General features: G+C 35.0%; 13 protein-coding genes and 1 pseudogene. 5 read left to right on the top strand and 9 right to left on the bottom strand.

Annotated features, from left to right (window positions below):
- Genes GAPWK_RS05095 through ppdD form a run of 3 tightly spaced genes read right to left on the bottom strand, consistent with a single transcriptional unit; the run spans nt 1 to nt 2,746 of the window.
- Nucleotides 1-1,176, bottom strand: a complete 1,176-nt coding sequence (locus GAPWK_RS05095; RefSeq protein ID WP_025315192.1) for a type II secretion system F family protein — start codon at nt 1,174-1,176, stop codon at nt 1-3.
- Nucleotides 1,173-2,282, bottom strand: a complete 1,110-nt coding sequence (locus GAPWK_RS05090; protein ID WP_025315191.1) for a GspE/PulE family protein — start codon at nt 2,280-2,282, stop codon at nt 1,173-1,175. The genes GAPWK_RS05095 and GAPWK_RS05090 overlap by 4 nt, the downstream gene beginning before the upstream one ends.
- Nucleotides 2,283-2,314: 32 nt before the next feature.
- On the bottom strand, nt 2,315-2,746 hold the full coding sequence (ppdD, locus tag GAPWK_RS05085; protein WP_025315190.1) for a prepilin peptidase-dependent pilin: 432 nt from the start codon (nt 2,744-2,746) through the stop codon (nt 2,315-2,317).
- Between the two features lie 202 nt (nt 2,747-2,948).
- Here ppdD and ampD point away from each other — a divergent pair.
- Together ampD and GAPWK_RS15495 are read left to right on the top strand one after the other, a co-directional pair.
- Nucleotides 2,949-3,497, top strand: a pseudogene (ampD, locus tag GAPWK_RS15500) (1,6-anhydro-N-acetylmuramyl-L-alanine amidase AmpD); the annotation flags it as partial.
- Complete coding sequence (locus tag GAPWK_RS15495; protein ID WP_407919853.1) at nt 3,477-3,806, top strand: YqcC family protein; 330 nt, start codon at nt 3,477-3,479, stop codon at nt 3,804-3,806. The pseudogene ampD and the gene GAPWK_RS15495, both read left to right, overlap by 21 nt.
- 123 nt (nt 3,807-3,929) lie before the next feature.
- On the opposite strand, the gene mltG is transcribed toward GAPWK_RS15495, so the two are convergent.
- Both mltG and alr read right to left on the bottom strand, forming a co-directional pair.
- Complete coding sequence (gene mltG, locus GAPWK_RS05075) at nt 3,930-4,943, bottom strand: endolytic transglycosylase MltG (RefSeq protein WP_025315188.1); 1,014 nt, start codon at nt 4,941-4,943, stop codon at nt 3,930-3,932.
- Between the two features lie 3 nt (nt 4,944-4,946).
- The gene (gene alr / locus GAPWK_RS05070; RefSeq protein WP_025315187.1) at nt 4,947-6,035 is read right to left on the bottom strand and encodes an alanine racemase; all 1,089 of its coding nucleotides are present in this window, start codon (nt 6,033-6,035) and stop codon (nt 4,947-4,949) included.
- 207 nt (nt 6,036-6,242) lie between these two features.
- On the opposite strand from alr, the gene GAPWK_RS05065 reads away from it, so the two are divergent.
- Nucleotides 6,243-8,390, top strand: coding sequence for a TonB-dependent receptor plug domain-containing protein (locus GAPWK_RS05065; protein WP_025315186.1), 2,148 nt, complete (start codon nt 6,243-6,245; stop codon nt 8,388-8,390).
- 82 nt (nt 8,391-8,472) lie between these two features.
- Here the strand turns inward: GAPWK_RS05065 and GAPWK_RS05060 are convergent, their stop codons facing one another.
- A complete protein-coding gene (locus GAPWK_RS05060) occupies nt 8,473-8,802 on the bottom strand; it encodes a nitrous oxide-stimulated promoter family protein (RefSeq protein ID WP_025315185.1) in 330 nt (109 codons plus the stop codon).
- Nucleotides 8,803-8,874: 72 nt separating this feature from the next.
- Here GAPWK_RS05060 and GAPWK_RS05055 point away from each other — a divergent pair, with 72 nt between their 5' ends.
- Nucleotides 8,875-9,705 (top strand): shikimate 5-dehydrogenase, encoded by an 831-nt coding sequence (locus GAPWK_RS05055; RefSeq protein WP_025315184.1) that lies wholly within the window; start codon nt 8,875-8,877, stop codon nt 9,703-9,705.
- Between the two features lie 74 nt (nt 9,706-9,779).
- Here GAPWK_RS05055 and ycaO read toward each other — a convergent pair whose 3' ends face one another.
- The gene (ycaO, locus tag GAPWK_RS05050) at nt 9,780-11,546 is read right to left on the bottom strand and encodes a 30S ribosomal protein S12 methylthiotransferase accessory factor YcaO (protein ID WP_025315183.1); all 1,767 of its coding nucleotides are present in this window, start codon (nt 11,544-11,546) and stop codon (nt 9,780-9,782) included.
- Between the two features lie 125 nt (nt 11,547-11,671).
- Between ycaO and GAPWK_RS14115 the strand changes: the two genes are divergently transcribed.
- Nucleotides 11,672-12,037 (top strand): DUF4282 domain-containing protein, encoded by a 366-nt coding sequence (locus GAPWK_RS14115; protein WP_025315182.1) that lies wholly within the window; start codon nt 11,672-11,674, stop codon nt 12,035-12,037.
- Between the two features lie 104 nt (nt 12,038-12,141).
- On the opposite strand, the gene tsaD is transcribed toward GAPWK_RS14115, so the two are convergent.
- Nucleotides 12,142-13,167 carry a tRNA (adenosine(37)-N6)-threonylcarbamoyltransferase complex transferase subunit TsaD gene (gene tsaD / locus GAPWK_RS05040; RefSeq protein WP_025315181.1) on the bottom strand — a complete coding sequence of 342 codons (1,026 nt, stop codon included), beginning with the start codon at nt 13,165-13,167 and terminating at the stop codon, nt 12,142-12,144.
- Complete coding sequence (gene yacG, locus GAPWK_RS05035) at nt 13,167-13,385, bottom strand: DNA gyrase inhibitor YacG (protein WP_025315180.1); 219 nt, start codon at nt 13,383-13,385, stop codon at nt 13,167-13,169. Before yacG ends, tsaD begins: the two co-directional genes overlap by 1 nt.
- Between the last annotated feature and the right edge of the window lie 19 nt (nt 13,386-13,404).

The following is a 13,404-nucleotide window of genomic DNA, read 5'->3' as shown; positions in this document are numbered from 1 at the left end:
TCAATGAATGACTTCTCCGAGTTGAAATATCGGTAAATATATAGCAATAATTAAACCACCAATGATCACGGACAAGACTAACATCAATAAAGGTTCAAAAGCTTGGGATAGATTTTCTATTAATGTTTGATTTTGTACTTCATAATAAAGAGCTAAACGGCTTAACATTAGATCTAAAGTACCCGATTGCTCACCAACATGAATTAACTGACGACACAAGTTTGGAAAACAAGGTTGTAGATGTAAAACATGACTGAATGAGTGTCCTTGCTCAATACCTGAAATGATTTGTAAAACACTATTGCGATAAACACAATGGTAAGAAGCATTAGCCGCAGCAGTTAAACCCGCCAATAACGGAATTCCTGCTTTTTGGGTGATCGCAATTGTTTGGAAAATTTGAGTTAAACAACTTGTTTGGATGATTTTATTAACAAAAGGTAATTTCATTAAGGCAATTTCAATTTTGTTACGATATCGCTTGCTAATATAACGTTGAAAAACAAAAAAACTTCCTACGAGAATCATACATACTATATGCCAGCTATGTTGCAGACTGTCAGCAATATCAATAATACATTGGGTAAAAAAAGGAAGCTCTGCATCAAAATCACGATAGATATCAGCAAATTTGGGTAAAACAAATAATAACATGACTAAGCTTACAATTATGGCTACCGATAATAAAAATAGAGGATATCGCATTGCTTTTTTAAGGTTTTTTTGTAATTTAATGGATTTTTCGAGCAATGATGCTAATTGCTCAAAACTCTCATCAAGTTTACCCGTCATTTCACCTGTGGCAATAATTTCACAATATAGTGGAGAGAACACATAATTATATATAGATAATGCACTTGATAGGGACTCACCTTTTACAATTTGCGCCTCAATTTCAGTCATTAAATATTGCCAGTGAGGTTTAGATTGTTCTTCGACTAGTAAATTTAGACTGTCAATGATAGATAATCCAGCCTTTAACATAGTTGCCAATTGCATCGTTATATTTAATAATTCCGAATGGTTAAAGCTACGTGCCGTTATAAAATTCCTCGCTTTTACTTTTATGGCTATTTTACCTTGTAACAATAACTGTTTTTTGGCATCGCTCTGTGAAGTTGCAATTATATGATATTGACGAAAATCTAAGTCATACCAAATATAGAGCCTCTTCATATAAAATCACCTAAAACACGATGTAATTCAGCTACAGAAGTAATGCCATCTTTGACCATTTTCTGACCAGCTTTTTTTAAAGAGATCATATCTGATGGAGCACGAAGCTGATGAGTTAAAATTTGATGTTGAATCTCTGGAGTGATCACCAGAAATTCATATAATCCAATTCGTCCTTTATAACCACCTACACAATGCGAACATCCACTTGCGACATAATGAGGGATAGTTTCATCACCTAAAAAAATTAACTGATTGGCCACTACTTTACAGCAATTGCAAAGTTTACGTACTAATCGCTGTGCAACAATCAATTTCAAACTTGATGAGAGCAGATAATTTTCAATTCCCATTTGATTTAAACGAGTCAACGCTTCGATGCTTGAATTAGTATGTAATGTAGATAAAACCAAATGACCTGTTTGTGCTGCTTGGATAGCGATTTGAGCCGTTTCTTGATCGCGAATTTCACCGATCATTATAACATCAGGATCTTGCCTTAACAGCGCACGTAGTATTATAGAAAAAGTCAAACCCGCTTTAACATTAACAGAAGTTTGATTGATACCTTCAATTGGTACTTCTATCGGATCTTCAACACTGCAAATATTTCGATCACTGCTGTTTAATTTTTTTAATCCACTATACAGTGTCACGGTTTTACCACTTCCAGTCGGTCCAGTTACTAAAATTAAACCTTGTGGATAATCAAGTATCTGTTGAAAATCGTGTAAATTATTAGTACTCAGACCTAAATCATTGATAGTTAACTCTGAGTCATGATTATCCATAACACGTAATACGATTTTTTCACCATTTATGACTGGTAAAGTCGCTATTCGCATAGCATAGCGATCAATCATCAATTGTCCATCTTGTGGTAATCGCTGCTCAGCAATATTAAGATTGGCCATAATTTTTAATCTAGCCGATATTTGTTTAGCTAACGATAATGGTGGTGTAAGCATATCTTGTAACACACCATCAATTCGCATTCGGATACGATAATAATTTTGATAAGGTTCAAAATGGATATCCGAAGCACGATTATCTAACGCTGATAGAAGTAATTTATCAAGACTGGCAACCAACTGTTCTTCTTGCATAAAAAATTTCCTTATTCTTAATTGCTGTTAAATTAAAATTTGAAAATATCTTCACAAGCAGTCGTCAAACTGTCATCTAGTGGTGAAGTTAAGCAAGTTCGAGTCCAATCTAACCCTCCATGAGCCGTATTTTCAGTAGGTGTTAAAGTCGTCGTTAACCCAGTCAAAGCACTTGCACCCACTAATGTGATAACACCATTTGTCACAGTAACGGATGTTACATAATTCGTACTTTTAGTTAATGGCACACCATTGCTACCACTTTTGCAATGAGTTAAATTTCCTTGCTCAATTGCACAAATTTCAACGGCGGTTTTGTAAGCTGTCATCGTTTGCAACATATCAGTTAAAGCCGCTTTTTTCACATATCCTTGATAAGCAGGCAAACCAATAGCAGTTAAAATAGCGATTACAACAATTGCAATCATTAATTCAAATAAAGTAAATCCTGATTGATTGGACATAAATTCCTCAGTAAAAAAGTAAATGGTTTAAGTTGTACCTTTATAGCAAAACAAAAAAATGAAATAATAAGAAGATCGCTATTTTGGAAATTTAAATACACTATTTTGGAAGCGGACTGAATTTAATTAACTTTGTTTGTGAAATATATCGCAAAGACAAGTCTATAAATGAAATGACTTTAAAAATGAGTTGGAGTTTACTATGTCACTAAAAATTGTTAATGGTTGGTTACAAGGTGTCAAACAGATCATTTCACCATTTTATGATGAACGCCCAACTGGCGTATCTATTTCATTATTAGTGATCCATAACATCAGCTTACCACCGAATCAATATGGTGGACCTTATGTGGAACAGTTATTTACCGGTAAACTTGATCCAAATATGCATCCCTACTTTGCAACAATTCATAAACTAAAAGTATCAAGTCATCTATTCATTCGTCGAGATGGAGAAATTATTCAATTTGTACCGTTCGATAAACGAGCTTGGCATGCAGGTAAGTCAATTTTTGAAGGGCAAGAAAACTGTAATGACTTTTCAATTGGTATTGAAATGGAGGGATGTGATACTGATAATTTTACGGATATACAGTATCAACAACTTGCAGCAGTAACCTTATTACTACAACAAACTTATGCTATAAAAAATATTATCGGTCATAGTGATATTGCGCCCGACCGTAAGACGGATCCTGGTCCATGTTTTGATTGGCAATTTTATCGAGGATTGCTTGCTCAAAAATCACAAGTAAAGCTATTTGAAAAACAACTTGAGTTAATTATTGAAGAGTTACAAAAAACCGCATTATGGCAAACATCGCCACCTAACCCTGATGCTTTTTTAAGTGAACAACCCTTTGCGCTTGATACTATGCAAGCTCAAGAATGGTTACAATGGATTTTTATTCCACGCATGCGTGCTCTTATTGAAGCTAATGCCAACTTACCACAATTTGCTTTACATCCGTACTTTGAAGAAGCACTAAAAGATGAAGAAGCAAACATTCATAATTTATTAAATTTAATTAAACAGCTGGATAAATTATCAACATCATAAAAAAACAATAAAAAAATTACCGCATAAAATTTGTGGTAATTTTTTTGTTAATATTGGTGTTGAGTCAATCAAAACAGTTGAAAATACCGTTAATTTACTCTAGGTAACTTTAAAGTTAATCACCTATTTTATCTGTCTACGATACTCATTGACCGCCTGTTGATGATTTCCATAATTATCAGAAAACGTATGCCCACCTGTCCCATTGGCAACAAAGAATAAATAATTTGTTTTAGCTGGGTGTGCCGCAGCTTCTAATGAAGCTAAGCTTGGCATAGCAATAGGTGTTGGCGGTAATCCATCAATAACATAGGTATTATAAGGATTTTCGGTATCGGTTAAGTCGATACGCCGAATCACTCCAGTATAATTATCACCTAAACCATAAATTATAGTAGGATCGGTTTGCAACTTCATTTTGGCTTTTAAGCGATTAACAAACACAGAAGCGACATTGGCACGCTCAGAACTAAGACCTGTTTCTTTCTCTATGATTGAAGCAATAATCAACATTTCATAAGGTGATTGATAAGGTAAATCACTATCTCGGTTATCCCAGATTTTTTGTAAATTGCTTTTCATGGTCATATGCGCACGTTTCAAAATATTAATATCTAAGGTATCTGCCGTGTAAAGATAAGTGTCAGGGGTTAACCAACCTTCAATTGATCCTTCAATTCCTAGTAATTTTGCGATTTCTTCGTCAGTTTTTTCAGTTAATGTTTGCTGTATATAAGGCGTGTTTTGAATCACTTTTAACCAATCTTTAGCACGTTTACCTTCAACAAATTGAATAGAGAAATTACTCTCTTTACCTGATACTAATAATCGCAAAAATTCTTCGACTGTCATATGAGGATGTAATTGATACGTTCCAGCTTTGATAGAGCTTAAGGAGGGATCTAACTTATATAAATAAGGTAGTAGAAAGGCTCTATCCAACAATTTTGCCTCTTTGAGTTGAGTAATTAATTGATGTATTGATGTGCCTTTTTTCAATACAAACATCTGATTATTAGGTGTTACATTAATTTGCTGCTTAGAAAATTGCTGTAAAGAGTAGTAACAAATACCGAAAGAACCTACAACAATTACAATAAGGGTCAGTAAAGTATATAAAAATATTTTTTTAATCATAACTCATCTATCTACATAATGGATTTTTGCTCGTTCAGTTAAGCGTGTAATCAATTCATAAGGACTAATGCCCGTATATTTAGCTATCTCTTCAACAGGTAAATTTTGTCCCCAAAATATCACTTCATCACCAGGTTTTTCCTGACTATCAATACCTAAATCGACCACAATCATGTCCATTGATACATGGCCAACAATCGGCACTCTGCGACCATTCACTAAAACCGGCGTATTTTCAGGAATATTTCTTGGATAACCATCCCCATATCCCATTGCTACAACGCCTAGTTTTGTATCTTGTTGACTGCACCAGATCTGACTATAACCGACAGATTCACCTTTTTTATGGCTACGTACCGCGATAAGTTCTGATTTAAATGTCATGGCTGGTCTTAATTCAGCAATCGGTTCATTAAAGGGTGAAATGCCGTATAAACTAATGCCAGGACGCACTATTTCACGCTGTGATTGCGACCAAGCAAGCGTACCACTTGATGCGGCGATAGAACATTTACCAATCAGTGACTTATCTTCAATTGAGGCAATGAATTGATCGAACAATTCGAGCTGTTTTGAAGTTTGTTCGGAAGTTAATTCATCGGCAGAACTAAAATGACTTATAATATTTATAGGTTTACGCACCACCGAACAACTGGCTAAGCGATAAAATTCCGTCTTTGCCTCATCAAGATTAAAACCTAAGCGATGCATTCCTGTATCAAGTTTAAACCATGCAGTAATTTCGTTTTCAAGTGGAGATGATTGTAATGCATCAATTTGCCACTTACTGTGAATAGCTGATTGAATATTGAAATCAACTAAATCAACGATATCATCATGTGGAAAAAAACCTTCTAAACATATGATAGGAGTGTTGATCCCTTTTTGACGTAATAGCATTGCTTCACAAATCCGCGCTACACCAAAATAATCCACCTTGTTTTGTAACAGTTCAGCTACACCGACAATACCATGTGAATAAGCGTTTGCTTTAATGGTTGCCACCAATTGACTATTTGGTGCGATTTTTCGAATATACTCGACATTATGAACAATTGCTTGACGATTAACTTCTATTACTGCGATAGACATTTTTATCAACCTAACTTTTTATTAAGCCATCATTGTAAATACTGTTAATGATAATGACAAATTTTTCTTTTCATAAAAAAACCTACTTTTACTATTAAAATTTTCACAATCCTAATTAATTTAATTATTTACACACTTAATAATAATGATTATCATTTGCATTATATTTACTTAGATAATTTAACGCTGTACAGGATAAAATAAATAATGAGAACGTTTAGTACCAAAAATTTCGTTAAACCAAGCTGTTATATTGCAATATTAAACTTATGCATTTATGCAGATGCTTTTGCAGAAGAGCGAAAAAATAATCCACAAGATACCATTGTTGTTACAGCCGATCGTAATGAAAAAACTGTTTGGGATAGCTCTGTATCAGTAAGTGCAGTCAATCGTGATGACATCGAAAAACAAAATGGTGATTCTGTTGTTGAATCATTACGTGATATTCCTGGAGTAGAAATTACCGATAATGCTCTTGCTGGGCGCAAACAGATAATGATCCGCGGTGAAGCCCCTTCACGTATTTTGATGTTAATCGATGGGCAAGAAGTAACTTACCATCGTTCTGGACACGGTTCGAGTGCCGGGGTGTTAATTGATATGGAATCCGTTGAACGCATAGAGGTGATTAAAGGACCTCATTCAGTATTATACGGTTCACAAGCCATTGGTGGTGTGGTTAATTTTATAACCCGTAAAGGTAGCAAAAATGGTTCTCCCATCAATGGGGATATGAAATTTATTTATAATCAATCAACAGATGGTTTTACCGAAATGGGCACTGTAAATGGTTCAATTGACGGCATTTTTGATTACCGTATTAGTGGAACTTATGCTGAAAATAATGATCGTAAAGCCTATCAAGGCAAACTACATAATACCGATTTTGGTAATAACAGTTTAAGTTCATGGTTTGGACTTAATCTAGATAAACATAAATTTGGTGTATCATTAGATCGTTATAAACTTGATACTAAAACCTATACTGACAAAGATGATACCTCACCAGAAGTTAAGGAATTCTGGGTTAAACTACCTAAATTACAACGTGAAAAAGTTGGATTATTCTATGATTATGAAGCTAATGGTGATTTTTTAAAAAGACTTCATTATGATGCTTACACACAAAAATTAAATCGTCAATTTAGAAACCATGTTGTGGTATCCCCGGCACCTATTATGAATGTAACAACCAATACCGCAACTGATGATGAACAAAAAACATATGGGATGACATTACAATCAGATTTTGAGTTACGTAAGAATATAAATCTCATTACAGGTATGCAATATCAACAAGATAATGTCGATCAAGATTCGCATAACGTAGTCGTATCAAAAATGCCTTCACCAAGAGCAAGTTACACACAACACAAATATCTAACCAATAAATGGCAGCAATCAAGTATTTCACTATTCGGACAAAATGATTGGGCAATTACCAATGATATTTCTTGGAATATTGGTGCTCGTCAATATTGGGTACAATCCAAACTAAAAAAAGGTCATACAACAATCAACAAAGTTCCAGTTATAGGTGCGGCTTCAGCCAATTATAAAATTGATAACAAAAAGAAAGATCATGATAATAACTTTGTCGTGTCATCAGGTTTAACCTATTCTGGTATTGAAAATACACAATTAAGAGCCTCTTTTGCACAAGGATATGTTTATCCAACACTTTCACATCTTTATGCAGTCACCTCTGCGGCTTCGCAAACAATCTATGGTAACTCTAATCTAAAAGCTGAAAAATCCAATAACTACGAACTTGGTTTACGTTATAATAATAACCAATGGTTAATTGATGGGGCGATTTATTTTTCAGATGCAAAAGATTACATTACGCAAATGAATTGTAATGGTTCTGCGATTTGTGATGGCATATCTGGGCGAAATTACACTTATTACGGTAATGCCAATAAAGCCAAAACTCATGGTCTTGAATTGAGTATTGAATATTTAGAACTACCCGTTAACCCTTATTTAAAAGGCAATTATTTACGTCGTAAAATTGAAACAGAAACCTATAATACTTATGATACTGGTAACCCTCGCTTTACAGGAAATGCAGGGATAAAACATACAGCTTACTTCGATAAATTTGATATTGATTCCGATCTGTTTATACGATTTGCGACCAAAGCCACACAGCGTAGTGATTCATCGGTATATCATTACAGCGGATGGTCAACACTGAATTTATCGGCAACCACCTCGTTTGGTACAGATCGTCAATACCATATTGGGATAGATCTCAATAATATTTTAAATAAGAATTATAGAACTGCTTATGAATCGATTCCTGCTGCCAAATTCCATGCCATAATTAGCGCAAGTATGAAATTCTAGATTTAAAGATTAACCTTGCTCACTCATTAGCGATTATGATCAATATTGCATCGTCGCTAACGAGTAAAGTAGATTAGTTACACTACTTTCGGGTTAAATTTTTATATAAATGTTTAAATGCCATAATCGGATGATGGATAATCATTCTTGGTCCTGAAAAACGCATAACTTGTTTGATTTTCTGTTTATAATCCTTACGATAACAATGTTTAGGGCAGCGCTCGCAAGTCGTTTTCTGCTCTCCAAAACGGCACATAGTTAAGCGTTGCATCGCATATTGCAATAGGTCGTTACATTCTTCACATAACTGATTAGATTTAGAATGATGATGTTTGTTGCAATATAGATAAATCATTGCACTAACAGTTTTCTTTTCTTCTTGAATTTTTGGTCCGGTATTATTGGCAACCATAATCTTACATGTTAAATAAATAAAGTGATAAAATAAATATGAATTTAACTATGATCACAAGGATTCGTTATAATGGCAAGAATTATTAATAAAGATACAATCGTTTGCATGTCCCTTTCAGCAAGACCTAGCAATTTTGGTACCCGGTTTCATAATTATTTATATGAACAACTTGATTTAAATTACCTCTATAAAGCCTTTACCACTAATAACTTAAAAGATGCGATTTATGGTATCAAAGCGTTAGCCATTCGTGGTTGTGCCATTTCAATGCCTTATAAAGAAGCTTGTATTGAGTTTATTGATGAATTGGATGATTCAGTAAAATCGATTCAATCGGTCAACACGATTGTTAATACTGATCACTATTTAAAAGCTTACAATACTGATTATATTGCTGTTGCTAGACTAATTGAAGAAAACCACATTGATAATAGTACTCCTTTTGTCTTAAAAGGAAGTGGCGGAATGGCTAATGCTGTAATTGGTGCCTTTTATGACGCAGGTTTTAAAAATGGCATAATTGCTGCACGCAACCAAACAAAAGGTGAAGCTTTAGCCAAGCGCTATGGTTATGCTTGGGTTAAAAACGAGCAAGACATCGCGCCTGAACAGGCAAAACTCATTATTAATGTAACGCCAATTGGAATGCTTGGCGGTGCTGAAGCCAACGATTTGGCGTTTCCGCAATCAATGATTGAAAATGCCGATATTGTATTTGATGTAGTTGCTCTGCCCGTTGAAACTCCTATGATAAAATTTGCCAAATCACTTAATAAAACCATTATTTCCGGTGCTGATGTAGCAGTATTACAAGCACTTGAGCAATTTGTGTTATATACAGGCGTTACGCCAAGTAAAGAGTTAGTGAAGCAAGCTGGAGATTTTGCTAGGCAGGGTTAAACAATAGTCTATTCCACCCGCTTTATGGGTGGAATAATATCAAAAGTAGATGAACCACTTTAACAATTGGAAATTTATAACATAGCTTGATGTAACTTCTGATACACTGCCAATAACTTTTGATGCATCGCGAATTGTTGCAAATTATTATTGAATGATTTATCCGTCATGGTTAAATCAGCTAAGCCGAAAAACATTTTTTCACCATTGGCATATTGCCACATCTCATCAACACACTCTTTACCATACATTTTATTGAATGCATCTTGATAATTGCTAAACTGTTTTTTATCTCGCTCAAGAATAAAATTAACTAATGTTTGTAAGCAACGATAAGCATGATTGCGTTCCGTGGTAAAAATTGACTCATTCATTTCAACCGTCCAGTCAATCCAAGCTTGCGCTTGATCTATATCTTTTGCTGCCAATGCTAGCATCGCTTTAAGTTCACCAATGCGTAACGTTAACCAAGCATTATCTTTTCCAGTTGCAATGCCGAGCAATTCTCGAACTCGGGCAAAATCATCCAAGCCCTCTTCATCTAATTGTTCAATAATAGTCAGATACTGTTTAGCCGTCATTTTTTTATAAGGCAACGATAAAATCAGATCTCGCAGATGAATCGCCATATTATTATTGGCATACAACAAATCTTCTGGTGGATAGATTTCTGACATACCAACAGCTAAAATTCGACAAGCATAGACGCCTAAATGCTCATAATCCATAATTAATACTTCGGTTTCATAGCGGTTAAAAATCGCCATTAAGTTTGCAAATTCCTGTTCTGTGGTTCCAGAAAAATCCCAATCCACAAATTCATAATCAGATTGTTGATTAAACAGATCCCAAGAAATTAAACCACTTGAATCGATAAAATGTGTTTCTAAATTACTCAAATCTGCGACATCATCGTTATCAAAGCTTGGTGGCGAAAATACATCAAGATCTTTCAAGCTACGACCTTGTAATAGTTCAGTAACGGTTCTTTCAAGGGCAACGCCAAAATTAGGATGCGCTCCAAACGACGCATAACTGGTACCATTTTGAGGATTAAATAACACGACACAAATTACTGGAAACTCGCCACCAAGAGACGCATCAAAGCAGTAAAGTGGAAAACCTTCATTTTCAAGTGTCTCTATCGCCGCTAATACCTCTGGGTAGCGATTAATTACATCAGTTGGAATAATTGGTAAACTAATGGCTTCAGCGATAATTTTATTTTTGGCAAAACGTTCAAAAATTTCTGATAAACCCTGCACTCGAGCTTCATTACGTGTATTACCCGCAGACATACCATTAGAAGCGTATAAATTAGCAATCAAATTTACAGGCACATAAACCGTTTTATGATCTGACTGTTGAACAAAAGGTAAAGTACATATTCCTCGTTCTGGATGACTTGATTGCAAATCAATTAAATCCATTGCGGTTAACTCACCATTGGGATTATAAAACTTAAGCAGTTTTTCAGATAATAATCCTTCTGGCAAAAGACCACTTTCAGGAATTGGAAACCATTTTTCTGTTGGATAGTGTACAAAGTCTGCATTGGCAGCATCTTCACCCAAATAAAAATCAGAAAAGAAATAATTGGTCGATAATCGCTCAAAATATTCTCCTAATGCTGACGCTAGCGCAGCTTTTTTACTTGCACCTTTACCATTGGCAAAGCAAAGTGGGCATTGGGTGTTTTGAATATGGACAGACCAAACATTAGGCACAGGATTAAGCCAAGAAGCTTCTTTCACTTCTAAATCATAGCTAGCTAATTGTTGGTGAAAATAGTTAATAGAATCTTCAAGGGCGGCGTCTTTGCCGGGGATAAAAGTTTTCATATAGTTTCTCAAACGTTTTATAAAATAAAAATATTGCTTTATTGATGGATTTATTTTTAAATGTATACGCTATTGTTCTAAATTAAAAGTATTTATCATCAATAATTTTTATTTAAGGAATTAAAATGAATAAAATAGTAAATTCTGAGAAATTTTCACTAGGCGACTTTTTCTTTTTAAAAAAAATGATCACTCCAATATTCATGACTGTTATTTATTGGATAACATTAGTTTTGATCGCTATAGGCGGACTAGGTATGATTTTTGCTAGTTTTGCAAGTTTTAATTACAGCTTTTTTGGTGGAATGTTTGCACTTATCGGCAGTATTATTACTCTTGTAGTTGGAGTTATTTCAGCCAGAATTGGTTTTGAATTAATATGTGTTTTATTTAATATTAATCGTAACATCGAAAAATTAGCATTAAATAAAGATGATAATACCAATGATAGTTCAAATGAACAAACTATAATTAGCCAAGACAAATTTTAGTTTTCTTGTCACAATAAAAGTGGGATAGATTCCCACTTTTATAAAACCACTCCCTAAAATAAAACTTAAACCAAATAACAGATCAATAATTAATAAATAATACGTTACGACACATTTAGTTCGCTTAACGGCCATCTTGGTCGGACATTAATCGCTAAATCACTATACTGTTGTTGTTTAAGATGAATCATACCTGCATAGGCAATCATCGCACCATTATCTGTACAAAACTCTATGCGAGGGTAATAAACCTGACCTTTACGTTGTGCCATCAGCTCAGCTAATTTATTACGTAACGGTTTATTGGCACTTACCCCACCAGCAATTACCAAGCGGTTAAAACCCGTTTGCTCAAGTGCTCGGCGAGATTTTATTAATAATGTATCAACTAACGCATCTTCAAACGCGCGTGCAATATCGGCTTTAGTCTGTTCATCAAGTTCAACACCTTGGTTATATTGATGGATAGTATTAGCCGCGGCCGTTTTTAATCCTGAAAAACTAAAATCCAGTCCAGGACGATCCGTCATCGGTCTAGGAAAATGAAATCGAGAAGAATCGCCTTGCTCAGCTAATTTCGAAAGTTTAGCTCCACCCGGATAGTCTAAACCAAGTAATTTAGCTGTTTTATCAAATGCTTCACCAGCCGCATCATCGATAGATTCACCCATTAAATGATATTGACCAATACCGGTCACACTAATAAGCTGTGTATGCCCTCCAGAGACAAGTAACGCCACAAACGGATACTGCGGAGGATTATCTTCCAACATTGGCGCAAGTAAATGCCCTTCCATATGATGCACTGCAACAGCGGGAACATTCCAAGCATAAGCAAGAGAACGACCTATTGATGCACCAACCATTAAAGCCCCCACTAAACCAGGCCCTGCCGTATAAGCGACGCCATCGATATCCGCCGATGTCAAGTTAGCTTCTTTTAATGCAGCTTGAATTAAGGGGACAGTTTTGCGAATATGATCACGGGAAGCCAATTCAGGTACAACCCCACCATAATCAGCATGTAATTTAATTTGCGAATAAAGTTGGTTAGCGATCAAGCCTTGCTCGTCATCATAGATAGCAATACCAGTCTCATCACATGAAGTTTCGATTCCAAGTACTTTCATCAATGTTTACCTACATAATTGGAAAGGTCATCTTCACTCCAAAGATCTTGTTCGGATATCTCATTATCTGCAATGCGATGTTCTTCATTAGCCCACTCACCAAGATCGATAAGTTGACAACGCTTGCTACAAAATGGTCGATATATATTTTTGTCTGACCACTCAACATCCTTTTGACAAGTTGGACATTTGACAAACTGGATAGTTTCTTTATTCATTTAAACTCTTTAAAAATAT

The organism is Gilliamella apicola, from assembly GCF_000599985.1.
Lineage (GTDB): Bacteria > Pseudomonadota > Gammaproteobacteria > Enterobacterales > Orbaceae > Gilliamella > Gilliamella apicola.
The sequence above is the reverse complement of the archived record's forward strand: the minus strand, read 5'-3'. Positions and strand labels throughout refer to the sequence as shown.